This window comes from Streptomyces sp. NRRL F-5126 (assembly GCF_000721265.1).
GTDB lineage: Bacteria > Actinomycetota > Actinomycetes > Streptomycetales > Streptomycetaceae > Streptomyces.
Genome location: NZ_JOFZ01000007.1, coordinates 21,121 through 45,148, shown reverse-complemented (window position 1 = coordinate 45,148; position 24,028 = coordinate 21,121). Strand labels below are relative to the sequence as shown.

At 70.8% G+C, this 24,028-nt stretch carries 24 protein-coding genes; 13 read left to right on the top strand and 11 right to left on the bottom strand.

The annotated features are described in order from the left end of the window. The first annotated feature begins 7 nt into the window (after positions 1–7). From IH48_RS0116435 to IH48_RS0116425, 3 genes are read left to right on the top strand one after another with little or no spacing between them, the layout of a single operon-like run. Positions 8–1,018 (top strand): carbohydrate ABC transporter permease, encoded by a 1,011-nt coding sequence (locus IH48_RS0116435; RefSeq protein ID WP_030904300.1) that lies wholly within the window; start codon positions 8–10, stop codon positions 1,016–1,018. Then, positions 1,011–1,871 carry a carbohydrate ABC transporter permease gene (locus IH48_RS0116430; protein WP_030904298.1) on the top strand — a complete coding sequence of 287 codons (861 nt, stop codon included), beginning with the start codon at positions 1,011–1,013 and terminating at the stop codon, positions 1,869–1,871. Before IH48_RS0116435 ends, IH48_RS0116430 begins: the two co-directional genes overlap by 8 nt. 20 nt (positions 1,872–1,891) lie before the next feature. Then, positions 1,892–3,253 carry a GH1 family beta-glucosidase gene (locus IH48_RS0116425; protein WP_030904296.1) on the top strand — a complete coding sequence of 454 codons (1,362 nt, stop codon included), beginning with the start codon at positions 1,892–1,894 and terminating at the stop codon, positions 3,251–3,253. 72 nt (positions 3,254–3,325) lie between these two features. Here IH48_RS0116425 and IH48_RS0116420 read toward each other — a convergent pair whose 3' ends face one another. From IH48_RS0116420 to IH48_RS0116395, 6 genes are all read right to left on the bottom strand, one after another. Then, on the bottom strand, positions 3,326–4,285 hold the full coding sequence (locus tag IH48_RS0116420) for a PfkB family carbohydrate kinase (protein WP_234434281.1): 960 nt from the start codon (positions 4,283–4,285) through the stop codon (positions 3,326–3,328). Continuing rightward, the gene (locus tag IH48_RS0116415) at positions 4,282–5,271 is read right to left on the bottom strand and encodes a zinc-dependent alcohol dehydrogenase family protein (protein WP_030904292.1); all 990 of its coding nucleotides are present in this window, start codon (positions 5,269–5,271) and stop codon (positions 4,282–4,284) included. The genes IH48_RS0116420 and IH48_RS0116415 overlap by 4 nt, the downstream gene beginning before the upstream one ends. After that, positions 5,268–6,167: a carbohydrate ABC transporter permease gene (locus IH48_RS0116410; RefSeq protein WP_030904290.1), complete on the bottom strand. Its 900-nt coding sequence runs from the start codon at positions 6,165–6,167 to the stop codon at positions 5,268–5,270. Before IH48_RS0116410 ends, IH48_RS0116415 begins: the two co-directional genes overlap by 4 nt. Beyond that, positions 6,164–7,114 (bottom strand): carbohydrate ABC transporter permease, encoded by a 951-nt coding sequence (locus IH48_RS0116405; RefSeq protein ID WP_051840001.1) that lies wholly within the window; start codon positions 7,112–7,114, stop codon positions 6,164–6,166. The genes IH48_RS0116410 and IH48_RS0116405 overlap by 4 nt, the downstream gene beginning before the upstream one ends. A 23-nt stretch (positions 7,115–7,137) precedes the next feature. After that, the gene (locus tag IH48_RS0116400) at positions 7,138–8,511 is read right to left on the bottom strand and encodes an ABC transporter substrate-binding protein (protein WP_030904286.1); all 1,374 of its coding nucleotides are present in this window, start codon (positions 8,509–8,511) and stop codon (positions 7,138–7,140) included. Between the two features lie 199 nt (positions 8,512–8,710). Beyond that, positions 8,711–9,472, bottom strand: coding sequence for a DeoR/GlpR family DNA-binding transcription regulator (locus IH48_RS0116395; protein WP_030904285.1), 762 nt, complete (start codon positions 9,470–9,472; stop codon positions 8,711–8,713). A gap of 329 nt (positions 9,473–9,801) precedes the next feature. On the opposite strand from IH48_RS0116395, the gene gndA reads away from it, so the two are divergent. Continuing rightward, the gene (gndA, locus tag IH48_RS0116390) at positions 9,802–11,238 is read left to right on the top strand and encodes an NADP-dependent phosphogluconate dehydrogenase (RefSeq protein WP_078849784.1); all 1,437 of its coding nucleotides are present in this window, start codon (positions 9,802–9,804) and stop codon (positions 11,236–11,238) included. A 463-nt stretch (positions 11,239–11,701) separates the two neighbouring features. On the opposite strand, the gene IH48_RS0116385 is transcribed toward gndA, so the two are convergent. Continuing rightward, on the bottom strand, positions 11,702–12,295 hold the full coding sequence (locus tag IH48_RS0116385) for a DoxX family protein (RefSeq protein ID WP_030904281.1): 594 nt from the start codon (positions 12,293–12,295) through the stop codon (positions 11,702–11,704). 251 nt (positions 12,296–12,546) lie between these two features. On the opposite strand from IH48_RS0116385, the gene IH48_RS0116380 reads away from it, so the two are divergent. Continuing rightward, entirely contained in the window at positions 12,547–12,801 is a 255-nt protein-coding gene (locus IH48_RS0116380) for a DUF4235 domain-containing protein (RefSeq protein WP_051840000.1), read from the top strand. A gap of 12 nt (positions 12,802–12,813) precedes the next feature. Beyond that, positions 12,814–13,455, top strand: coding sequence for an endonuclease (locus IH48_RS0116375; protein WP_030904277.1), 642 nt, complete (start codon positions 12,814–12,816; stop codon positions 13,453–13,455). Positions 13,456–13,557: 102 nt separating this feature from the next. On the opposite strand, the gene IH48_RS0116370 is transcribed toward IH48_RS0116375, so the two are convergent. Beyond that, positions 13,558–13,758, bottom strand: a complete 201-nt coding sequence (locus IH48_RS0116370) for an antitoxin (RefSeq protein ID WP_030904274.1) — start codon at positions 13,756–13,758, stop codon at positions 13,558–13,560. An 86-nt stretch (positions 13,759–13,844) separates the two neighbouring features. Next, a complete protein-coding gene (gene hpnH / locus IH48_RS0116365) occupies positions 13,845–14,846 on the bottom strand; it encodes an adenosyl-hopene transferase HpnH (protein WP_030904272.1) in 1,002 nt (333 codons plus the stop codon). Positions 14,847–14,977: 131 nt separating this feature from the next. Here hpnH and IH48_RS0116360 point away from each other — a divergent pair, with 131 nt between their 5' ends. Continuing rightward, positions 14,978–15,616: a TetR/AcrR family transcriptional regulator gene (locus IH48_RS0116360; RefSeq protein ID WP_030904270.1), complete on the top strand. Its 639-nt coding sequence runs from the start codon at positions 14,978–14,980 to the stop codon at positions 15,614–15,616. Positions 15,617–15,639: 23 nt separating this feature from the next. Here the strand turns inward: IH48_RS0116360 and IH48_RS34410 are convergent, their stop codons facing one another. Continuing rightward, positions 15,640–16,281: a TetR/AcrR family transcriptional regulator gene (locus tag IH48_RS34410; protein ID WP_158710310.1), complete on the bottom strand. Its 642-nt coding sequence runs from the start codon at positions 16,279–16,281 to the stop codon at positions 15,640–15,642. A gap of 157 nt (positions 16,282–16,438) precedes the next feature. On the opposite strand from IH48_RS34410, the gene IH48_RS0116350 reads away from it, so the two are divergent. Beyond that, positions 16,439–18,649: an MMPL family transporter gene (locus IH48_RS0116350; protein WP_030904266.1), complete on the top strand. Its 2,211-nt coding sequence runs from the start codon at positions 16,439–16,441 to the stop codon at positions 18,647–18,649. 12 nt (positions 18,650–18,661) lie between these two features. On the opposite strand, the gene IH48_RS0116345 is transcribed toward IH48_RS0116350, so the two are convergent. Continuing rightward, positions 18,662–19,711 (bottom strand): NAD(P)-dependent alcohol dehydrogenase, encoded by a 1,050-nt coding sequence (locus tag IH48_RS0116345; protein WP_030904264.1) that lies wholly within the window; start codon positions 19,709–19,711, stop codon positions 18,662–18,664. Between the two features lie 315 nt (positions 19,712–20,026). On the opposite strand from IH48_RS0116345, the gene IH48_RS0116340 reads away from it, so the two are divergent. The 5 genes from IH48_RS0116340 (at position 20,027) to IH48_RS0116320 (ending at position 24,000) form a co-directional block, all read left to right on the top strand. Further along, positions 20,027–20,920 carry a helix-turn-helix domain-containing protein gene (locus IH48_RS0116340; protein ID WP_037842258.1) on the top strand — a complete coding sequence of 298 codons (894 nt, stop codon included), beginning with the start codon at positions 20,027–20,029 and terminating at the stop codon, positions 20,918–20,920. Positions 20,921–21,075: 155 nt separating this feature from the next. After that, a complete protein-coding gene (locus IH48_RS0116335) occupies positions 21,076–21,945 on the top strand; it encodes an alpha/beta fold hydrolase (RefSeq protein WP_030904260.1) in 870 nt (289 codons plus the stop codon). A gap of 22 nt (positions 21,946–21,967) precedes the next feature. Beyond that, a complete protein-coding gene (locus tag IH48_RS0116330; protein WP_030904258.1) occupies positions 21,968–22,678 on the top strand; it encodes an alpha/beta fold hydrolase in 711 nt (236 codons plus the stop codon). Next, a complete protein-coding gene (locus tag IH48_RS0116325; RefSeq protein WP_030904256.1) occupies positions 22,675–23,406 on the top strand; it encodes an SDR family oxidoreductase in 732 nt (243 codons plus the stop codon). Before IH48_RS0116330 ends, IH48_RS0116325 begins: the two co-directional genes overlap by 4 nt. Before the next feature lie 57 nt (positions 23,407–23,463). After that, positions 23,464–24,000, top strand: coding sequence for a CGNR zinc finger domain-containing protein (locus IH48_RS0116320; RefSeq protein WP_051839914.1), 537 nt, complete (start codon positions 23,464–23,466; stop codon positions 23,998–24,000). The last annotated feature ends 28 nt before the right edge of the window (positions 24,001–24,028 follow it).

Below are 24,028 nucleotides of genomic sequence, written 5' to 3'. Positions count from 1 at the left end.
CCGCCCGATGACCGCCACCGTGACTTCTCCCAGTGCGCGTGACGCGGGCGGCGAGGGCACGTCGGGACCCGGGGGTGCGCGCAGGAGGCCGCGCATCCCCGGCCGGCTGCGCCGCTCGGCGATCCCGTACGTCCTGCTCCTGCCCGCCATCCTCTTCGAGCTGCTCGTGCACGTCATCCCCATGATCGTCGGGGTCGTGATCAGCTTCCGGCAGCTCACCCTGTTCTTCATCCACAACTGGGGCGCCGCGCCCTGGTCGGGGCTGAAGAACTACCAGGTGGCCGTCGACTTCAACAGCGCGGTGGGCAAGTCGCTGCTCCACTCGTTCTGGATCACCGTCGTCTTCACCGTCGCCTCGGTCGGCCTGTGCTGGCTGTTCGGAACCACTGCCGCGATCATGCTCCAGGACAAGTTCCGCGGCCGTGGCACACTGCGCACCATCTTCCTGATCCCCTACGCGCTGCCGGTGTACGCGGCCGTCATCACCTGGGCTTTCATGTTCCAGCGTGACAACGGCATGGTGAACCACCTGATCCACGACCAGCTGCACCTGACCGACCACGCGTCGTTCTGGCTCATCGGCAACAACAGCTTCGTCACCCTGCTCGTCGTGTCGCTCTGGAAGGGCTGGCCGTTCGCCTTCCTGATCGTGATGGCCGGCCTGCAGAACATCCCGTCCGACCTGTACGAGGCCGCGGCGATCGACGGCGCGGGCATGTGGCAGCAGATCCGCAAGATCACCATGCCGTCGCTGCGCTCGGTCAACCAGGTGCTGGTGCTGGTGCTGTTCCTGTGGACGTTCAACGACTTCAACACGCCGTTCGTGCTGTTCGGCAAGAACGGCAACGCGCCGGGCAGCGCGGACCTCATCTCGTTCCACATCTACCAGTCGTCGTTCTCGTCGTGGAACTTCGGCTCCGGCTCCGCCATGTCGGTCCTGCTGTTGCTGTTCCTGCTCGTCGTCACAGGCGTCTACCTGGCGCTCACCTCGCGCGGAAGGAAGGCGTCCGATGGCTGACACGAGGTCCGCACTCGCTCCCCCGCGGTCGTTCCTGTGGACCCGGCGCGTCGTGCTGACGATCCTGGTCCTGTTCACCCTGCTGCCCGTCTACGTGATGATCTCCAGCTCGCTGAAGCCGCTGGAGGACGTGCAGTCGAAGTTCACCTGGATCCCGTCGCACCTCACCATCCGCCCCTACATCGACATCTGGTCGACCGTGCCGCTCGCGAAGTTCTTCCTGAACTCCGCGATCGTCTCGGTGGCCGCGACCGCCTGCTCCGTGGTCATCGCGGTGTTCGCGGCCTACGGTGTGAGCCGCTACCGTTTCCGCGGCAAGCGGGTCTTCACGGTGACGGTGCTGTCGACGCAGATGTTCCCCGGCATCCTCTTCCTGCTGCCGCTGTACCTGATCTTCGTCAACATCGGCAAGAGCACGGGCATTGACCTGTACGGCTCGCGCGGCGGCCTGATCATCACGTACCTGACGTTCTCGCTGCCGTTCGCCATCTGGATGCTCATCGGCTACTTCGACTCGGTGCCGCGCGACCTGGACGAGGCGGCGATGGTCGACGGCTGCGGCCCGTTCGGCGCGCTGTTCCGCGTGGTCGTGCCCGCCGCCGTGCCCGGCATCGTGGCGGTCGCGGTCTACGCGTTCATGACCGCGTGGGGAGAGGTGCTGTTCGCGTCCGTCATGACCAACGACAACACCAAGACGCTCGCCATCGGCCTGCAGAACTACTCGACCGAGAACAACGTGTACTGGAACCAGATCATGGCCGCCTCGCTTGTCGTCAGCGTGCCCGTGGTGGTCGGCTTCCTCCTGCTCCAGCGCTACCTCGTCACGGGCCTCACCGCGGGCGCCGTCAAGTGACAGATTCCGAAAGGCAGTTCGTGAACGACCTCGACGCCCTTCCGCCGGACTTCACCTGGGGCGTGGCGACCGCGTCGTACCAGGTCGAGGGGGCCGTGGCCGAGGACGGCCGCTCCCCCTCGATCTGGGACACGTTCTCGCACACACCGGGCAAGGTCGCGAACGGCGACAACGGCGACGTTGCCTGCGACCACTACCACCGGGTCCCCGAGGACATCGGCCTGATGAGCCGGCTCGGCGTGGACGCCTACCGCTTCTCGCTGGCCTGGCCCCGGATCGTGCCCGACGGCAACGGCCGGGTGAACGAGGCGGGCCTCGACTTCTACGACCGGCTGGTGGACGGGCTGCTCGAAGCGGGCATCACCCCCTTCGCGACGCTCTACCACTGGGACCTGCCGCAGGCGTCGCAGGACCGGGGCGGCTGGCCGGTGCGGGAGACCGCCGAGCACTTCGCGCGGTACGCGTCGGTCGTGGTGGAGCGCCTCGGCGACCGCGTCAAGGACTGGGCGACCCTCAACGAGCCGCTGTGCTCCTCGTGGATCGGCCACCTGGAGGGCGCCATGGCGCCGGGCGTGCGCGACCTGACGGCCGCCGTGCGCACCTCGTACCACCTGCACCTGGGACACGGGCTCGCGGTGCAGGCGATACGGGCCGCCTCGCCCGACGCCCGGGTCGGCATCGTGAACAACCTGAGCCCGATCCTGCCCGCGTCGGACAGCGACGCGGACCGTGCCGCCGCCGTGCGCGCGGACGGCCACACCAACCGCTGGTGGCTCGACCCGATCCACGGTCGCGGCTATCCGCAGGACATGGTGGAGGTCTACGGCGTCGACCTGCCGGTGCGCGAGGGCGACCTGGAGACGATCGCCGCGCCGCTCGACTGGCTGGGTCTCAACTACTACTTCCGCCAGTTCGTGCGGGACGATCCGCGCGGCCCCGCGCCGTTCGCCGAGATGGTGGACGCGCCGGTCGCGGAGCGGCCCCACACGTACATGGGCTGGGAGGTGTACGCGGACGGCCTGGAGGAGCTGCTGCTGCGGCTCACCGACGAGTACGGCGCGCGGAGCGTGTACGTCACCGAGAACGGCTCTGCCTACCAGGACGTGGTGCGTCCCGACGGCACCGTCGACGACCCCGAGCGCGCCCGCTACCTGGAGGACCACCTCGCCGCGGTCGCGCGGGCGGCCGCCAAGGGCGCGCCGGTCGCCGGGTACTTCGCCTGGTCGCTGCTCGACAACTTCGAGTGGGCGTACGGCTACGACAAGCGGTTCGGCCTGGTGCACGTCGACTACGCCACGCAGGTGCGCACGGTCAAGGGCAGCGGGTACCGCTACGCGGACATCATCCGCGCGGCGCGCGGGCGGGGCGAGCGGGCCGCCTGACCGCATGCGCCGGTTGCACGGGGCCGCCGCCCTCTCCAGCGGGGAGGGCGGCGGCCCCGTCTCGCGTGCGGATCAGCCGCGCGCGACCGCCGGCGCTTCCGGCAGCGGCCCGGTGAGCGCGGTGCCGGGCCCCGACACCACCGCGGCCGCGGCCCGCCCGGCGAACGCCAGGATGTCCGCGGCCTGTTCGCGGGCCAGGCGGACGGGGCCGCCGGGCGGCGGCGCGAGCGCGGCCAGCCGGTGCAGTACGGCGGCGGCGAAGGCGTCGCCCGCGCCGATGGTGTTGACGACCGTGACGGGTGTGGCGGGCACCGCGACGCGCTCGCCGTCCGCCGTGAAGGCCGTGGAGCCGTGCGCGCCGCGTGTGAGCAGGACGAGGCGGCCGCCGGCGGCGAGGCGCGCACAGGCGTCCTCCGCGCTCTCGCCGGGCCACAGCGCGGCCAGGTCCTCGTCGCTGACCTTGACGACGTGTGCGAGCGCGCAGAGGTCGCGCAGCCTGCGTGCGCCGTCCTGCGGAGCGATCGACCGGTCGACGCGTACGTTGGGGTCGACCATCAGGACGGACGAGCGCGCCGCCGCTCGCGCGGTGGTGGCGACCGTGTCGGCCGCGGGCGCGACGACGGCGGCCAGGCCGCCCGCGTACACGGCGCTGAACCGGCCTGCCGCCTCCGCGTGCTCGGGGATCTCGAACGTCGCCGTGGCGGCGAGGTGGAAGTGGTAGCCGGTGGTGTCGGGCCGCGGGTCGGTGACCGCGAGCGTCGTGGGCAGCGGCGAGCGTCCTGTGAGGCTCGTGTCGACGCCGGCGCCGGTGAGGACGTGCTCCAGGTCGCCGGCGAAGGCGTCGCCGCCGAGCGCGCCCGCGAAGAAGCTCGGGGTGCCGAGCCTGGCGAGTCCGACGGCCACGTTGACGGGGGCGCCGCCCGGCTCCGCGGCGTACCGCCGTGCCGTCCCCGGGCCCCCCTCGGCCGGTACGAGGTCGATCAGCGCCTCACCGAGCACGAGGACGGCGCCGGGCGGCGGCACGGTGGTCACGGCTGGACCACGATCTTGCGGCCCTGGCCCGCCTTGAAGCGGTCGAGGGCAGCCGGGTACTCCTCCAGCGGCATCCGATCGCTGATGAAGACGGCCGGGTCGAGGACGCCTGCCGCGAAGAGCGCCGCGGCCCGTTCGTAGCTGTGCAGGACGGCCATGGAGCCGGTGATGGTGATTTCCTGGTTGTAGATCTTGTACGGCTCGATGACGGCGGTCGTCGCATAGTCGGCGACGCCGAACTGGAGGAACGTGCCCCCCTTGGCGACGCGGCCGAGCCCGTCCTGGATGGCGCCCGCGTTGCCGGTGGCGTCCACGACGACGTCCCAGCCGCGCGCGGTGTCCAACTCGTCGGCGTTCGCGGCCGAGCGGCTGCAGCCCAGTTTCACGGCGGTCGCCAGCCGGTCCGCGTTGATGTCGAGCATGTCCACCGAGGCGGCGCCCGTCCGCTTGGCGAGTTCCAGCATCATGAGGCCCATGGTGCCAGAGCCGTAGATGAGGACCTCGGCGCCGAGGGTGGAGCTCAGCACGTCGTACCCGCGTACCGCGCAGGACAACGGCTCGATGAGCGCCGCGTCGTGCACATCCACATGGCCGGGCAGCTTGACGCAGTTGGCGACCGGCGCGACGGCGTACTCGGCGGCGCCGCCCGGCTTGCTGACGCCGATGGCGTTCCACCGCTCGCACAGGTTGCCCCTGCCGATGCGGCAGTAGTGGCACTCGTGGCAGTGCAGCGAGGGGTCGACGGCCACCCGGTCGCCCACGGCGACCTCCGTGACCTCGGAGCCGAGCGCGGCGATCTCTCCGGCGAACTCGTGGCCGGGCACGATCGGCAGGGTCGGCGCGAACTCACCCTGCAGGATGTGCAGGTCGGTGCCGCACAGACCGCAGGCCGCGACCTTCACGATGACGTCGCGGGGTCCCGGGGTGGGGTCGGGGACCGTCTCGACGGACACCTTGCCGGGCGCCTCGATGATCGCTGCCCTCATTTGACTGCTCCAAGCGAAAGGCCCTGGACGAGCTTGTCCTGGGCGGCGAAGCCGGCGGCGAGCACCGGCAGGGACACGACGACGGACGCGGCGCACAGCTGGGCGAGGAACAGGCCCTGGCTGGTGACGAATCCGGTCAGGAACACGGGCGCGGTCTCGGCGCGCACGCCGGTGAGCACCCGTGCGAACAACAGCTCGTTCCAGCTGAAGATGAAGCAGATCAGAGAGGTGGCGGCGATGCCGGGCGCGGCCACGGGGGCGACGACGCGCAGCAGCACCGTGGGCAGCCGTGCCCCGTCGACCTGGGCGGCCTCGATGATGGAGACGGGCACGTCGGCGAGGAAGGACTGCATCATCCACACCGCGATCGGCAGGTTCATCGACGTGTAGAGGATGACGAGCAGCCACACGTTGTCGAGCAGGCCGGTGTTCTTCGCGAAGAGGTACACGGGCAGCAGTCCGGCGACGACGGGCAGCATCTTCGTGGACAGGAAGAAGAACATCACGTCCGTCCACTTCCTGACGCGCTTGATGGACAGCGCGTAGGCGGCGGGCAGGGAGAGCGCCAGTACCAGCGCGGTCGACAGCACCGACGACAGCGCGGAGTTGATCAGCGGCGGCCAGGGACTGGCTCCGCCGCCCGCGCCGAAGAACACCTTGTAGCCGGAGAGTGTCAGCGGCGCGGCGATCGAGGGCGGGTTGGTGGCCGCGTCCGGCTCCGAGTGGAAGGACGTCAGCAGCATCCACAGCGCGGGGACGCAGAAGACGATGCCGACGACCCAGGCGAGCAGCCCGATCCAGGCGGCCTTGCGCCGCGCCTTGCGGGTGTGCGGGGCGTGGCGCACGCGGGTGGAGCGGGCGGGCGCCGCGGCCCCCGCGGTGGTCAGGGTGGTCATGCGCGGCCCGCCTCCTCCGTGAACAGGGACGAGACGACCCGCAGCGCGAAGGTCGCGATGATGATCGTGCCGATCACCACCACGACGCCCGCCGCCGACGCGAGGCCGTACTCGTGGGCCTGGTAGAACGTCTCGTAGATGGTGTAGGGGAGGTTCGCCGTGCCGAGGCCGCCGGCCGTGATGGTGAAGACGGCGTCGAAGTTCTGCACGACGTTGATCGAGCCGAGCAGGATGCCCAGTTCGAGGTAGCGGCGCAGGTGCGGCAGGGTCAGGAAGCGGAACATCTGCCAGGGGCCCGCGCCGTCGAGGCGCGCCGCCTCCATCGTCTCCGCCGGGCGGCTCTGCAGCCCGGCGAGCAGGATGAGCATCATGAACGGCGTCCACTGCCACACCAGCGCGATCTCCACCGCGGTCAGCGGCATGTCGGAGATCCAGTCCGGCTGCGCGGGCGTGTGGTCGCCGAACAGGCCGGCCACCCACGACCAGGCCCCGTTGAGCAGGCCGTACTCGGGGTTGTAGAGCACGTGCTTCCACAGCAGCGCCGCGGAGACCGGGACCAGCAGGAACGGCGTGATCAGCAGGGTGCGCACGATCCCGCGTCCGAAGAACTTCCGGTCGAGCAGCAGCGCGAGCAGCAGCCCGATGACGACGCTCGCGACCACCACGGTCACGGTCAGCAGGATCGTGGTGAACACCGAGTCGCGCATGTCCGAATCGGTGAAGACGGTGGCGTAGTTCGACAGGCCGTGGAAGTGGCGCTCGCCGGGCGCCAGCGAGTTCCAGTCGAACAGCGAGATCACCAGCGTGGCCACGAAGGGCAGCTGGGTGACGGCGATGAGGAAGAGCAGGGCGGGCATGAGCGGCGCGCGGGTGGCCCAGGCGCGCGCCCTGCCGCCGGGGGCCCGGCCGCCGCGCCGCGCGGTGCGCGACGCGTCGGCCGGGGGCAGCGACCGCGTGGTGACGGGGGCGCTCACTTCTGCTCCTTGCCGGCCTTCTCGGCGAGGGCCTGGGACTTCTTCAGCGCGTCCTCGACCGACTGCTTGCCCGCGATGGCCGAGCTGATCTCCTGGGAGACCTTCGTCCCGAGGTCGGTGAAGCCGGGGAAGTCGACGAACTGGATGCCGGGCGTGGGCCGCTGCTGGACGCCCGGGTTCTTCGGGTCGACGCCGGCGATGGACTTCTTCGTGATGTCGGCGAAGGCGGACGCTTCCTTCAGGTAGTCCGGGTTGGAGTACGTGGACGCGCGCTTGCCCGCGGGCACGTTGGACCAGCCGATCTTCTTGCCGACGAGGTCCTCGTAGCCCTTGCTCGACGCCCAGGAGATGAACTTCCAGGCGGCGTCCTGGTTCTTGGAGGCCTTCTGCACGCCCCAGGCCCAGGTGTAGAGCCAGCCGGACGTCTTGGTCTTGTCGACGGGCGCCGGGACGTAGCCGATCTTGCCCTTCACGGGCGAGTTGGACGCCTCGAGCGAGCCCGCGCCGGCCGTGGAGTCGTACCACATCGCGGTCTTGCCCTGCGTCATGTCGTTCAGGCACTCGGCATAGCCGGACTGCGCGGCGCCGGCCTCACCGTGCTTGCGCACCAGGTCGACGTAGAACTTCGTGGCCTTCTCGAAGGCGGGGGCGGTGAGTTGCGCGTTCCAGTCCTTGTCGTACCAGGTACCGCCCATGGTGTTCACCACGGTGGTCAGCGGCGCGATCATCTCGCCCCAGCCCGGCAGGCCGCGCAGGCAGATGCCCTTGACGCCGGGAGTGGCGCCGTCGACCTTGGCTGCCAGGTCGGCCACCTGCTGCCACGTCGGGTGTGCGGGCATCGTCAGGTGCTTCTTGGCGAACAGGTCCTTGCGGTACATCAGGAACGACGACTCGCCGTAGAAGGGCTCCGCGTAGAGCTTGCCGTCGTCGCCGGTCAGCGACTCCTGCATGGGCTTGAGGATGTCGGCCTGGTCGAACGCCTTGTCCTTCTTGACGTAACTGTCGAGCGGGGCCAGCCAGCCGTTCTTCGCGTAGAAGGGCACCTCGAAGTTGCTGATGGTGGCGATGTCGTACTGGCCGGCCTGGTTGGAGAAGTCCTGGGTGAACTTGTCGCGGGCGTCGTTCTCCGGCAGGACCGTGAAGTGCACCTTTATGCCGGTCTTCTTGGTGAAGTTGTCGGCGGTGAGCTTCTGCAACTCGGTCATCTGGGGGTTGTTGACCATCAGCACGTTGAGCGCCTTGCCGCCACCGCCGCCGCCCGAGGAGCTGCCGCCACCGCCGGCCCCCGCACAGCCGGCGAGCAGCGTGGCAGCCGCCACACTCGCCCCCAGTCGCACATACGTTCCCTGTCGTCGCTGCTTGAGAGGCATGGGATTCTCCCGATCGTCGTCGTCCGGTGGATGGGTTGGGGAATGGAAGGGGCGGTATGCGCGGCATGGGTGCCGCGCCGTGGTTGCGGGGGTGCCCGCGGGTGCCCGGCTGGGTGGCCGCGCCTACGGCGGGACGCGCGGCCGGTGCCCGGGCGGGAGCGGCGCGGCGGCCGGCCGCGCGGGGCGGGAGAATGCGGGGTCAGACGCGCAGCACCTGTGGCCCGAGCAGGGTGTAGCGGTGGGCCTCGGCCGATGACAGGCCCGCGTCGGTGACGATCGTTTCAAAGTCGCGCACCTCGGCGAAGCGGCAGAAGCTCACCGCCCCGAACTTGGTGTGGACGCTGGCGAGGACGCGCCGCCTCGCGCTGCGCATCGCCTGGGCCTTGACCTCGCTGACGGCGGGGTCGGGTGTGGTCAGGCCGTATTCGCGCGAGATGCCGTTGGCTCCGACGTAGGCCAGGTCGATCACGAACTCGGAGAGCATGCGCGTGGTCCAGTGGTCGACGGTCGCCATGGTGGAGCCGCGCACCCGGCCGCCGAGGAGCAGGACGGCGATCTTCTCCGCGTCGGCGAGTGCGGTCGCCACGCCGAGCGAGGCGGTCACCACCGTCAGCTGGCGGTCCCTGGGCAGCGCCTCGGCCACGAGTTTCGGTGTGTAGCCCTCGTCCACGAAGACGGTCTCCGCGTCGCCGAGCAGGTCGGCGGCCGCCTTGGCGATCCTGGACTTCTGCGGTACGAGCCGGGTGGTGCGCACCGCGAGCGTCGTCTCGAACCCGGCGCTCTCCACCGGGTACGCGCCGCCGTGCGTTCTGCGGACGAGGCCGTGCTCCTCCAGCGCGCGCAGATCGCGCCGTACGGTCTCCTTCGCGACCACGAGCTCGGCGGCGAGCTCGGTGACGTCCACCGCGCCGTCCCTGCGGGCGACGTCGAGGATGGTTCGTCGGCGTTCGTCGGCGTCCACCACACACTTCCCTGCTTGTTCGCACTCGGCCCTGTGCCCGCTCGGGTCCCGCACCCGTTCGGGCTCATGCGTAGTTTGTACAAGCAACCCCCGGGCTTTCACCAGCTCCTTCGCCGCTGCGGGCATGCCCGTTCCTGCCCGTTTCCCCCCGGTGCTTTCCACTGGTCATGACCGTTCGGGCGCCCGCTTGGCACGGTGATGGCGCCCGTTACCCGTATCGGGCCGCCCGCTCCGTGCCCGGTGGACGACCCGAGGAGCGGGCCGAAGACGCCGCACTCGTCTAGTGTCGGATTCCCCGAGCGAGCGACAACCGATCGAAAGAGGTCCGGATGATGACCAGCGCAGCCGCCAACATCGGCGTCGTGGGACTGGCCGTGATGGGGTCCAATCTGGCGCGCAACCTCGCCTCGCGCGAGGGCAACCGGGTCGCCGTTCACAACCGCACCTACGCCCGCACCGAGAACCTGCTCCGCGAGCACCCGGAGGCGGGCTTCATCGCCGCCGAGTCGATCGACGATTTCGCGGCGTCACTGGCCAGGCCCCGTACGGCCATCATCATGGTGCAGGCGGGGGCGGGCACGGACGCCGTGATCGACCAGCTCGCCGAGCGGTTCGAGCCGGGCGACATCATCGTCGACGGCGGCAACGCCAACTTCCAGGACACCATCGCCCGGGAGAAGAGGATCGCCCCCACGGGCATCCACTTCGTCGGTGTGGGGATCTCCGGCGGCGAGGAGGGGGCCCTCAGGGGCCCGTCGATCATGCCGGGCGGCTCGGAGGAGTCCTACCGCACCCTCGGCCCCATCCTCGCCTCGATCGCGGCGGTCGCGTCGGGTGAGCCCTGCGTCACGCATGTGGGCACCAACGGCGCCGGGCACTTCGTGAAGATGATCCACAACGGCATCGAGTACGCCGACATGCAGTTGATCGGGGAGGCCTACGATCTGCTGCGGACGGTCGGGAACATGCGGCCTGAGTCTGTGGCCGATGTCTTCGCCGAATGGAACGAGGGTCCCCTGGAGTCCTACCTCGTGGAGATCACCGCTGACATCCTGCGGCACGTCGACCCGGCCACGGGGCAGCCTTTCGTCGACGTCGTCCTGGACCAAGCCGGTTCGAAGGGCACCGGCGTGTGGACCGTCCAGAACGCACTCGACCTGGGCGTGCCGGTGGGAGGGATCGCGGAAGCGGTGTTCGCGCGCGCCGTCTCCGGCAAGGCCGAGCAGCGCGCCGCGGTGCGCCGGCTGGTCGCATCCAGGCCGGAGGTGCAGAAACCCGCCGCCACCTTCGTGGACGACGTGGCGGCGGCGCTCTACGCCTCGAAGATCATCGCTTACGCGCAGGGGTTCGACGCGATCACCGCGGGGGCGCGGAAGTACGACTGGGACGTCCACAAGGACCAGATCGCCAAGATCTGGCGCGGCGGCTGCATCATCAGGGCGCGGTTCCTCGACCGCATCACCGAGGCGTACACGGAGAACCCGGGCATCACCACGCTGCTCGAAGCGCCGTACTTCGCGAGGGCCGTCGCCGACGGGGAGGCCGCCTGGCGACGTGTGGTCGCCACCGCCGCCCTGTCGGGCGTGCCCGTACCGGGGTTCAGCTCCGCGCTCAGCTACTACGACTCGCTCGCCGCGGAGCGTCTGCCCGCGGCGCTCGTCCAGGGGCAGCGGGACTTCTTCGGCGCACACACCTATCGGCGCGTCGACCGCGACGGCACCTTCCACACCCTCTGGGGCGGCGACAGGACCGAGGTCGAGAGCTGACCGACCTGCCGATGGGCGAACTGCCGCCGCGCATCTGCTGAGGAAGTCGCCGCCGTCCCCGGCCCGCCGGGGGCGGCGGCGCGCCTCAGTGCAGCGGTCCCGGCGCCGGTTCCGGCTCGGGCACGGGATCGGGCCCCGGCGGCTTGGGTACCGGGTCGGGCGAGGGAACGGGCGACGGCGGTACGGGCGTGGGCCCGGGCGCCGGGCCAGGTGCGGGGCCGGGGTCCGGTCCGGGCGGGCCGGGCGTCGGCGTGGGGGTGGGAGGCACCGGGTCGGGGTGCGGACTGGTCATGTCGGACCTCCAAACACGGGACGGCCCCAGCGGGGACGTCTTCTCCACTGTCTACCGGAGCGCGTGCCCAGCGCGGCGGCGCCCACGCAGGATCCGGCCCGATCGGCCACGTCCGATCGGCCACGTCCGATCGGGCTCGTCGTATCGGGCGCGTCGCGGGGTCCCGCGCCGTCAGGCCCGTTCCGGCCCGTCCGTGGCGCCGTCGCCGTCCGGGCCGTCCGCGCCCTCCGCCTGCGCCGCCTCGGTGGCCCGGGCGAGGCTCCGGGTGCGCTTGCGGATCACGCACGCGGTGACGACACCGCTCGCGGCGAAGGCCACCGGCACCATCCACGTGCGGTCGAGCCGGTGCTGCGTCACATGGTCGAGCGAGTAGCGGCCCGCGCCCGTCAGGCCGAGGCAGGCGGCGGACCAGCCGAGGAAGCCGGGGTGTTCGAACCCGCCCGACGTGGAGAAGAACCCGTTCGGCGCATGCACGGCAGCCGCGCCCGCCATGGCGCCCGCCGCCACGGCGCCCGCCGCGGGGGACGCGAGCCCGAGCGCGATCAGGGCGCCGCCGCCTGCCTCGCCGCACCCGGCCGCGAGCGCGCTGCGCTGTCCGGGCCGGAAGCCCATCGCGTCCATGGCCTTCGCGGTGACGTCGAGCCCTCCACCGCCGAACCAGCCGAACAGCTTCTGCGTGCCGTGGGCGGCGAGCACGGCTCCGGTGCCGAGCCGCAGGGCGAGCAGGCCGAGGTCCCTGTGGTCGCGGTGGGTCGGGCGCTTCATCAGGTGGCTCCAGGATGTCGGGTGAGGGAGGTCGGATCGCTCCCCTCCCACTCTCGGCGCTCGGGGCCCACGGCGGCAGCGGAGTTGCTCCGTACGTGTACCCGGTGTGCGGCTTCCCGTGCCGCGGGATCCGGCTGTGCCACTCCCCCGTGCCGCTGTGTGCCCTGGGCACCGCGGGGCACCCGTGCGGTGTGACCAGGACCAAGAAGGCGAAGAAGAAAAAGGCCAAACTGCCGCTGGCGTACAAACCCATGGGGCTCCTCATGGGCTGGCTCGGCGGAATGGTGGCGGGGAAGGCGTTCAGGGCGTCGTGGAAGGCGGTGCGTCACGAGGACGACGCCCCCGACGCCCTGGACCGCGACCGCGGCTGGATCGAGATCGTGATCGCAGCGGCCGTCCAGGGCGCGATCCTCGCCGCTGTCCGCAGCGCGGTGGACCGTTCGGGCGCCAAGGCGGTCGAACGCGCGACCGGGGCATGGCCGGGAGACGCCGGCGGACGCAACTGAGGGAGGCGCACCGTGGCGGGGAAGACGAACGCGAAGGGCAAGGTCGGCAAGCTGCTCGACGCGTACGGCAGGACGTACAGCGACGAGGCGGGCATCACGTTGCGCGACACACCGCAGCCGCTCTACCGGCTGCTGGTGCTGTCGCTGCTGCTGAGCGCGCGGATCAGCAGCGGCATCGCCGTGTCGACGGCCCGGGCTCTCGCGGACGCCGGGCTGCGCAGCCCGCGCGCGATGGCGGACGCGACCTGGCAGCAGCGCGTGGACGCGCTCGGCGAGGGCGGCTATCGGCGCTACGACGAGCGGACCGCCACCCAGCTCGGCGACGGCGCGGAGCTGCTGCTGGAGCGCTACCACGGTGATCTGCGGCGGCTGCGGGACGAGGCCTCGGGCGACCGCGGGGAGCTGCACCGCCTGCTGCGGCAGGTGCCGGGGATCGGCCCCGTCGGCGCCGACATCTTCCTGCGCGAGGTGCAGGACGTGTGGCCGGAGGCCGCGCCCTACCTGGACGAGAAGGCGCGGCAGGGCGCCGGCAAGGTGGGGCTGCCGAAGGACACGAAGAAGCTCGCCGGTCTCGCGGGCGACGACCCTGCGCGGTTCGCGGCGGCCCTGGTACGGGTCGCGCTCGACCGCCACCCGCGACTGACGGACGCGTGAACGAACCGGCCGGCTGTTCGTACGAACCGGCCGGCGAGGACATGAACGCAGGTGTGCGCCGCACGATCGTGCGGCGCACACCTGCGTCTGCTGAAGGCCCGCTCAGTCGCGGGGCGGGTTGTCGTCCCCCGGCTGAGCCTGACCGCCGAGCTGCTCGTCCATCTTCTTCTGTGCGGAGTCGACCTGGCTCTCGTACTTGTTGCCGGTCTTCTTGTCGACGGCGTCCCCCGCCTTGTCCACTCCCTTGCTGGCAGTGTCCTCGTGCCCCTTCATCATGCCCTTGAGTTTGTCGAGCATCGACATGGCTGGCTCCTCACTCGGGACGTACTACCCACCACCATCCACGCCGCCGCGCGATCCCGCATCCGCAGCGCCCGGTGGCGGGGGCGTCAGCCCGTGACCGCCCGCAGCGACTGCTTGAGCGAACCCATCGTGGCGAGCACGGCGGTCGGCTCGTACCCGCAGTGGGCCATGCAGTTGTCGCAGCGCGGGTCCTTGCCCCGGCCGTACTTGTCCCAGTCGGTCTCGTCCAAGAGCTCCTGGTACGTCTTGGCGTAGCCGTCGCTCATCAGGTAGCAGGGCTTCTGCCAGCCGAACAGCGAGTACGAGGGGACGCCCCACGGCGTGCACTCGAAGTCGGCCTTGCCCTCCAGGAAGTCGAGGAACAGCTCCGAGTGGTTGAGGCGCCACCTCTTGCGCCTGCCGTCCGCGAACGCCTTGCGGAACACCTCGCGCGTCTGCTCGACACCGAGGAAGTGGTCCTGGTCGGGCGCCTTCTCGTAGGCGTAGGCCGGTGAGATCTCCAGGCGGTCGACCTTCAGCTCGTCATTGAGGTAGTCGAGCACCTCGATGATGGTCTCGGGGGTGTCGGTGTTGAAGAACGTCGAGTTCGTGTAGACGGCGAAGCCGGCCGCCTTGGCCTGCCTGATCGCCTCCACGGCCTGGTCGAAGACGCCTTCCTTGCTCACCGACTCGTCGTGGCGCTCCCGCATGCCGTCGATGTGGACCATCCACGCGAAGTTGCGGTGGGGGGTGAACTTGTGCAGGTGCTTGGGCAGCAGCACGGCGTTGGTGCACAGCACCACGAACTTGCCCCGCTTGAGCAGCTCCTCGGTCATCTTGTCGATCTGCGGGTGCATCAGCGGCTCGCCGCCGGCCAGCGAAACCATGGGCGCGCCGCACTCCTCGACCGCCCCGATGGCCTGGGCGACGGGCATGCGCTGCTTGAGCACGCCCGCGGGGTGCTGGATCTTGCCGCAGCCGTTGCACGCGAGGTTGCAGGCGAACAGCGGCTCGATCTCGACGATGAGGGGGTACTTCTCCCGCCGCTTCATCTTCTGCTTGACGAGGTGGCTGCCCATTTTGACGGTCAGGTTGAGCGGTAGTGCCATGGCTTGCTTCTCCGTTCCCACGGAGCCCTGGTGCCCCGTCGCGGACGCGTCCCGTGTGTGTACCCGTATTTACTGATCCCCCGCATACACGATGCCTACAACATACAGACTGTATGGGACAGAATGAAGCCATGCCAGCTCAGCCGAAGTCCGTGTCGAGCCGCCGGGCCGACCACGTCGCCGACACGCGCGGGGCCCTGCTCGACGCCGCGCGCACCCTCTTCGCGAGCCGCGGGTACGCGGCGACGGGGACGGAGGACATCGTCTCCGCCGCCCGGGTGACGCGCGGCGCGCTCTACCACCACTTCCGCGACAAGGCGGACCTGTTCGCGGCGGTCATGGAGAGTTGCGCGAAGGAGATGGCCGAGCGGCTGATCGAGCAGGAGACCCGCCGGGCGGCCGCCGAGCACCAGGAGGACACCTGGAGCCTGCTGCGCACCGGGTTCCAGTCCTTCCTCGACGCCTGCGCGGACCCCGACTTCCAGCGGATCGTGCTCATCGAGGGGCCGGCCGTGCTCGGCCACAGCGCGTGGGACGCGCTGGTCGAGCAGCACGGTTATGTACTGCTCGAAGAGGTGCTGTCGCAGGCGGCCGCAGAGGGCAGGATCGACCCGCTTCCCGTACGGCCGCTGACGCGCATGCTGAGCGCCCTGATCTCGGAGGCGAGCCTCTACATCGCCAGGTCGCAGGACCAGGAGCGGGCCCGCGACGAGGCCGGTGCGGTGCTCGACCGGATGCTGGTGGGGCTGAGGCGCGGCGGGGACGCGTAGTCCACCGGCATCAGTCGTTCACGTCAGCCGTCCGCCAGGGCCGTGTACGCCTCGTCGAGCAGCGCGTTCACCCGCTGCTCCGTCCGCTGCTCCACGGGCAGTTCGACGCACGCCTTGAGCGCGGCGAGCATCGGCGAGACCGCGGTGGAGGCCAGTACCCGAGCGCGGAAGGCGGGATCCGGGCGGGACACGGTCGCTCCGGGCTCCCCGAGCACGCGCACGGTCGGCGTCATGCGGCCGTCGAGCCGGCCCGCGAGCCCCTGCGCGACGCCGTCGCAGAACTCCTCGACCATGCGCTGCATGCCGGGACTCGACTTGTCGAGCAGCCGCTCCCCCATGTCCCGCACGAGCAGCCCCATGACGTGCGGGTGCTCGTCCTTCAGCGTGCGCAGCGCGCGCCACACCGCGGTGAAGGGACTCTCGGCCGCCGGGCGCCCCGCCGTCAGGTCGCGCAGCAGCGGGATCAGCCCGCGGACCTCCGCGAGTACGAGGTCGTCCTTGAAGGGGAAGTACCGGTAGACGGTGCGCTCGGTGACCCGGCAGGCGTCCGCGATCTGGCGCATGGTCGTCGCCTCGAAACCGGCCTCGCCGAACAGGCGCAGGGCCGTGGCGAGGATCCTGGCTCGCGTCGTCTCGCGGCCACCGGGCCGTCCCGCATCCGTCACGAGCACAGTCTCCCATGCCGATCACGGACGCCCCAGGGGGCATGTCAGGTCTGACATGCCCCCTGGATGTCAGACCTGACACGAGTGCTAGCGTGAGGACGGATGTCAGGCATGACATGCCGCGTCGCCCCCGCCCGCGCACACCCGGAGAGCCAGCATGGCGAGTCTTCTCTACCGTCTCGGACGCTTTTCGTTCCGCCGCCGACGCCTCGTGCTCTCGCTGTGGCTGGCCGCGCTCGCCGCGGTGGTCGCGGGCTTCTCGCTGGCGGGCAGCTCGCTGGACGACCAGTTCTCGATCCCCGGCTCGCAGTCCCAGCAGGCACTCGACCGGCTGCGGGCGGTCGAGCCCGCTGCGGGCGGAGTGAGCGGGCAGATCGTCTTCACGGCGCCGCCCGGGCACAAGGTGACGGAGCGGCCCTACGCGGCCGCCATCCAGAAAACGCTGCGCGAAGCCGCACACGCGCCGCAGGTGGGGGCGGTGATCTCGCCGAAGCAGGCCGGGACCGTCACACCGGATGGCCGTACAGCACTCGCCCAGGTCCAGTACGCGGCCGCGGGGCCCGATGTGCGGCCGAGCAGCGTGGATGCCCTGAAGGCGTCGACACGGCCCGCCGAGGACGCCGGGCTCACCGTGCACGCCGGGGGCGCCGTCTTCGGCAGCCACGGCGTGCAGATCGGCGCGACCGAGGTGATCGGCGTCGTGGTGGCACTCGTCGTACTGGTGATCACGTTCGGGTCGCTGCTCGCGGCCGGCATGCCGCTGCTCACGGCCATCGGCGGGCTCGCCGTGTCGCTGTCGGGGCTGATGCTCCTCGCCCACGTCTTCACGATCTCGTCCACGGCCATCACCCTCGCCGTGATGCTGGGGCTCGCCGTCGGTATCGACTACACGCTGTTCATCCTGTCCCGGCACCGTACGCAGCTGGCGCGCGGGATGGACGTCGAGGAGTCCGCGGCGCGCGCACTCGGCACGGCGGGCAGCGCCGTCGCCTTCGCCGGGCTCACGGTGGTCGTGGCGCTCGCCGGTCTCAGCGTGGTCGGCATCCCGTTCCTCACTGTCATGGGCCTGAGCGGCGCCTTGACCGTCGTCGTGGCGGTCCTCGCGGCCACGACGCTGCTGCCCGCGCTGCTCGGCTTCGCCGGCAGGCGCCTGACACCGAAGCCGGATTCGCGCGCCGCCCGCCGGGAGCGCAGCCCGCGGCCCGCGATGGGGGCGCGGTGGATCAGGGCCACCACCCGCAGGCCGCTGCTGACGGTGCTCGCGGGCGTCGCGGCGCTCGTCGTCGTGGCGATCCCGGCGCGCGAGCTGCAGCTCGCGCTGCCGGACAACGGCTCCGCGCCGCAGGGCTCCACGCAGCGCGAGGCGTACGACGCGGTGTCGCGGGCGTTCGGGCCCGGCTTCAACGGGCCGCTGCTGATCCTCGCCGACACCTCGCACGCCGAGGGCGGCCGCAAGGGCGCCGGGACCGAGCTCTCCAAGGCGGCCTCCGACCTGGGCAAGCTGCCGGGCGTCGCCGCGGTCACCCCGCCGCAGCCGACCTCGTCGAAGACGGACTCGGTGCTGCAACTCGTGCCCACCACGGCGCCGGACGCCAAGGGCACCGAGGACCTGGTGCACCGGGTGCGCGCCTATGCGGACGGCGTACGTGCCCGCTCGGGGGTCTCGCTCGCGGTGACCGGCACCACCGCCGTCAACGTGGACGTGTCCAGCAAGCTCAGCGCGTCCCTCGTGCCGTTCGCCGCCGTCGTCGTCGGCCTCTGCCTGATCATCCTGCTGATCGTGTTCCGCTCGATCGTCGTGCCGGTCAAGGCGACCGTCGGTTTCCTGCTGTCCGTGGCGGCGTCGTTCGGCGCTGTGGTCGCCGTCTTCCAGTGGGGCTGGCTCTCCGACCTGATCGGGGTGACGAGGACGGGCCCTGTGGTCAGCTTCCTGCCGGTGATCCTCATGGCGGTGCTGTTCGGCCTCGCCATGGACTACGAGGTGTTCGTCGTCGCCGGCATCCACGAGGAGTACGCGCACGGCCGCGACCCGAGAGAGGCGATCAGGCGCGGCGCGCCGGGCGCGTTCCGTGTGGTCACGGCGGCGGCGCTGATCATGATCGCCGTCTTCGCGGGGTTCGTGACGCTGGACGACGCCATCGTCAAGCCGATCGCGTTCGCCCTGGCGTTCGGCGTCCTCGTCGACGCGTTCGTGGTGCGGATGACGCTCGTGCCGGCGGTGCTCAGCCTCGTGGGACGTGCGGCGTGGTGGCTGCCGAAGTGGCTGGCCCGGATCCTGCCGGCGGTGGACATCGAGGGGCGCGGCCTGCCCGCCCTGTCCGAGGGGGCGGAAGGCCACCGGCCGCGCGAGAAGTCGTACGGCCGGTGACCTCCGGCGTGCTCAGATGGTCGCGGCGTCGATCACAAAGCGGTAGCGGACATCGCTGCCGACGACGCGCTCGTACGCGTCGTTGATCTCGTCGGCACGGATCAGCTCGATCTCCGCGCCGATGCCGTGCTCGGCGCAGAAGTCCAGCATCTCCTGGGTCTCGGGGATGCCGCCGATGGCGGAGCCCGCGAGAGTCTTGCGGCCCTGGATGAGCGAGAACATGTTGACGGAGTTCGGCTCTTCCGGGGCACCGACGTTGACGAAGGCGCCGTCCACCTTCAGCAGGCGCAGATAGGCGTCGATCGGCAGCGGCGCGGAGACGGTCGACACGATGAGGTCGAACTGCCCGCGAAGCTCGGTGAACGTCGACTCGTCGGCGGTCGCGTAGTACCGGTCGGCGCCGAGCCGCAGCCCGTCGTCCTTCTTGCGCAGCGACTGGCTGAGGACGGTGACCTCGGCGCCCATCGCGTGGGCGAGCTTGACGGCCATGTGGCCGAGACCGCCGAGGCCGACCACGGCGACGCGCTTGCCCGGTCCCGCGTTCCAGTGCCGCAGCGGCGAGTACGTCGTGATGCCCGCGCACAGCAGCGGCGCGGCCACGTCGAGGGCGAGGCCGTCCGGGATGCGGACCGCGTAGCCCTCGTCCACGACGAGGTGCGTGGAGTAACCGCCGTAGGTGGGGTCGCCGTTCTTGTCGCGCCCGTTGTACGTGGCCACCGTGCCCTCGACGCAGTACTGCTCGAGCCCCTGCTCGCAGTACTCGCAGTGGCGGCAGGAGTCCACGAAGCAGCCGACGCCGACCCGGTCGCCGACGGCGTAGCGGGTGACGCCGTCCCCGACCTCGGCGACGACGCCGGCTATCTCGTGGCCCGGGACCATCGGGAAGATCGCGTCGCCCCAGCCCTCGCGGGCCTGGTGGATGTCCGAGTGGCAGATGCCAGAGAACTTGATGTCGATGAGGATGTCGTGCTCGCCCACCGGGCGGCGCTCGATGGTGGTGCGCTCCAGCGGCGCCTTGGGCGCGGGGGCCGCGTAGGCGGGGACTGCCGAGAGGCTGGTCATGCCTGGGATTCTCCAGATGATCGGGTTCGCAATGGCCGTCCACGGTTGCGGAAGACCGCATTCCACCCTGCCGGATCCGCCCGCGTACGCCCAGACCACCCGTTTTCGTACGTCCACTGTGCGTACCACCAGCAGGCGCAGGCTGAGTGTTGCGCCCCGGGAATACGGCGGTCAGGGCCCCGCGCGATCCCGCGTATTCCCGCTGTGAGTCGGCACGGGCCGCCCACGACGTGCGGTTCCTCACGTGCCGCCGCGCCAGGTCTCGTGCCAGTCATACGTACGTCCAGCCGGCGCGTCCGGCCCATACTGGAAGCCATGGACGACCAGCACGAACGCCGGCCCCTCGACCCGAAGGCCGAGCTGAGCGAGTTCCTGCACACCAGGCGCGCCCGGCTGAAACCCCTCGACGTGGGACTGCCCGACCTCGGCAGGCACCGCAGGGTGCCCGGGCTGCGCAGGGAGGAGCTGGCCCAGCTGGCCGGGGTGTCCGTCGCGTACTACACGCGCCTGGAACAGGGCAACGCGCACAACGTGTCGGCCGACGTGCTGGACGCGATAGCCCGGGCCCTGCACCTCAGCGACGCCGAGTACCAGCACCTGCTCCACCTGGCCAAGCCCAAGCGGCACGGCGGCAAGAAGCACCAGGCGCGAACGCAGTCAGTGCGTCCGGCCATGCGCGCCCTGCTCGAGTCGATGGAGCTCGTCCCGGCCTACATCGTCGGCCGCCGGACGGACATCCTCGCCTGGAACAGGCTGGCCGCCGCGGTGTTCCACGACTTCGGCGCGGTCCCGGAGAAGCACCGCAACTACGCGCGCCTCATCTTCCTCGATCCGGCGATGCGCATTCTCTTCGCGGACTGGGAGGCGAAGGCGGCGGAGACGGCGAGCGCGTTGCGCGTGTACGCGGGCTACTGCGCGGGCGACCCGGAACTCTCCGCTCTGGTGGGCGAGTTGTCGGTGAAGAGCGAGGCGTTTCGCAGGCTCTGGGCGGCCCATGAGGTCCGCGACAAGGGGTACGGCACGAAGATGCTGAACCATCCACTGGTCGGCCGGCTGGAGCTGTCGTACGAGACGGTGACACTGCCCGACGACTCCGAGCAGACCATGCTGCTCTTCCACGCGGAACCGGGCTCGAAGTCGGCCGACGCTCTCCGCCTGCTGGCGAGCTGGGGCGCGGACGCCTCGGCGCCTGACGAGATCGCGGGCTGACCCGCCGGCCACCCGTACGTGGCTCGCGCCGGTTTCCGGCCCGGGCCTCGTGGTACCCGAACACACCCACGAACAACTAACCCCTCTGGCCGGGTTGAAAGGTTGGCTCCGTGGTGGTTAGCTGTAACCAGTAAACGAACTCAAAGGGGTTAGCCATGACTGCCGTACACCACCGGTACGCGACCGTGCGGGGCCAGCGGATCTTCTACCGCGAGGCCGGAGACGCCGGCGCCCCGGCCATCGTGCTCCTGCACGGCTTCCCGACCAGCTCGTTCATGTTCCGCAACCTGATCCCCGTACTCGCGCAGCGCTACCACGTCATCGCACCCGACCACCTCGGCTTCGGGTTCTCCGACGCCCCGGCGGCCACGGAGTTCGACTACACCTTCGACGCGCTGAGCGACCTGACGAAGGGACTGCTCCGGCAGCTCGGCGTCGACCGCTACGCCCTCTACGTGCAGGACTACGGCGCGCCGATCGGCTGGCGCCTGGCCGTGGCGGAACCCGGCTCGATCACCGCTATCGTCACCCAGAGCGGCAACGGCTACGACGACGGCTTCGTCGAATCCTTCTGGAAGACGGTCTGGGACTACCAGCGCGAGCAGACCCCCGAGACCGAGGGGGCCATCCGCACGGCGCTCAGCCTCGACGCCACCAAGTGGCAGTACCTCACCGGCGTTCCGGACGAGACCCTGGTGAGCCCGGACACCTGGCACCACGACTTCCAGCTGATCTCCAGGCCCGGGAACGACGAGATCCAGCTCAAGCTGTTCCGCGACTACGCGACCAACTCCCCGCAGTACCCGGCGCTGCACGCGTACTTCCGCGAGACGCAGCCGCCGCTGCTGGCGGTCTGGGGCAAGGGCGACGCCATCTTCGGCCCGGCGGGCGCCGAGGCGTTCGGCCGCGACCTGCCCGATGCGGAGATCCACCTGCTGGAAGGCGGCCACTTCCTCCTGGAGAGCGCGCTCGACGAAGCGGCCGGCCTCATCACCGGGTTCCTGGACCGCAGGCTCGCCCGATGATGACAAGAACGGGGAAGACGACATGAGCATCAACGAGACAGCCCGCACGGTTCCGGTAGTGCTGGCACACGGCGCATGGGCGGACGGGTCGAGCTGGAGCCGGGTCATCCGCTCGCTCCGCGAGCGAGGGGTCAAGGCCACCGCGGCGCCTCTCCCTCTGACCTCACTCGCCGACGACGTGACAGCCCTGGACAGGACGCTGGAACGCGTCGGGGCACCGGCCCTGCTCGTCGGGCACGCCTACGCCGGGGCGGTCATCGGCTCCGTCGCACCGGAGAAGGTCAGCGGACTCGTCCACGTGGCGGCCCTGGCCCCGGACGAGGGCGAGACGGTGGCGGACGTCTTCTATCGCGAGCCGCCGCACCCCCAGGCGCCCGACCTCAAGCCCGACGCCGACGGCCTGGTGTGGTTGCCGGACGCGGCCTTCGGCAACGCGTTCGCGCAGGACGCGCCGCCGGAGGAGCTCGCTGTTCTGGCGGCCGTGCAGCGGCCGATCGCGATCGGCAGCATCACCACCGCGGTGGGAGCGCCGGCCTGGCGGACGAGGCCGGCGTGGTACGTCCTGGCGGAACGCGATCGCATGATCGCGCCGGCCGCTCAGCGGTTCATGGCAGGCCGTATGCATGCTGCCGTGCGGTCCGGGGACACGGACCACGCGCCGCTCGTCACCGCGGCGAAGCTGGTGAGTGACGTGATCGTGGAAGCAGTGCACGAGATCGGAGCCGGGCGATGAGCGAGAACACCGTAACGGCGAGGCTCGAAGGCAAGACGGTACTGGTCATCGGCCGCGGGAGCGGAATCGCCCGGGCCGCCACACTGGCGGCCCGCGACGCCGGCGCCCGGCTCGTCGTCGCCGGGCGCGACCGGGACAGCCTCGCGAGCGCCTACACCGGCACCGGCGTCAGGGCGGAGACCGTCGACCTCACCGACGAACGGTCGATCGCCGAACTGGCCGGCCGTCTCGGCGAGATCGACCACATCGTCTCGACGGCGTCCGCGCGGGCGAGGGGCACGGTGGACGCGCTCGACCAGGAGACCGTACGCATTTCCTTCGACACGAAGGTGATCGGCCCGATCCTCCTCGCAAAGCACTTCAAGGACCGCTTCAGGGCGGGCGGCTCGTTCACCCTCTTCTCCGGCTCGTCGGCGACCAGGCCGACGCCGGGAATGCTGGCGGTGGCGGCCACCAACGGCGCTGCCGACGTGGTGGCGAAGGCCCTCGCCGTCGAACTGGCGCCGGTCCGGGTGAACGCCGTCTCCCCCGGCACCATCGACACGGGTGCGTACGACGCCCTGGGTGAGGAGAAGAAGGCGGCGCTGTTCGCCGACCGCTCGGCGCGCAACCCGGCCCGTCGCATCGGCACGGCGCAGGATGTCGCCGAGGCCGTCCTCTTCGCCATGACCAGTACCTTCCTGACCGGCGTCTCACTGGCCGTCGACGGCGGCGAGCCGCTGGTGTGACGCGGTGGCTGGAGGTCGCCACCTGCGGGGGGCATGTTCATGTAACCTGTCAAGCAGATGCTTACGGTTAGGAGCGCGGTGGTGGCCGATCGGGGACAGCAGGATCTCCTGCTCGACCTCCTCAACAGCACGCCCGTGTCGGGCGGCGTGGTCGCGGACTCGCTGGCGAATCCCGGGGAGGCCAGGTCCTGGCAGCGGGCGCACGGCGGCAGCGGGAGCGCCGAGGAGCGCCGCTGCCTGGTGCGTGCGCGGGACGCCCTCCAGCAAGTGGTGCGCGGCAGCCGGCCCGCCACCGCGCTGGCCCCGCTCCTGGAGGGCGTGGCCGCGCGCCCGGCCGTCACCGGCGAGGGCCTGTCCTGGGAACTCGACGTCCCCTCCGGGGACCGGCTGGCGGTGGAGGCCGTGCTGGCGTGGAACACGCTGCGGCAGTCCATGCCCGGCCGGCTGCGGCCGTGCGCCAACCCGGAGTGCCGGCTGTTCCTCATCGACCGCAGCAAGCCGAACAAGGCACGCTGGTGCTCGATGGCCGTCTGCGGCAACCGCATGAAGGCGCGCCGCCACTACCAGCGGGCGCGCGACGCCGCGGCCGGGTAACGGCCCGAGCGCGCGCCCCCGCGGGCAG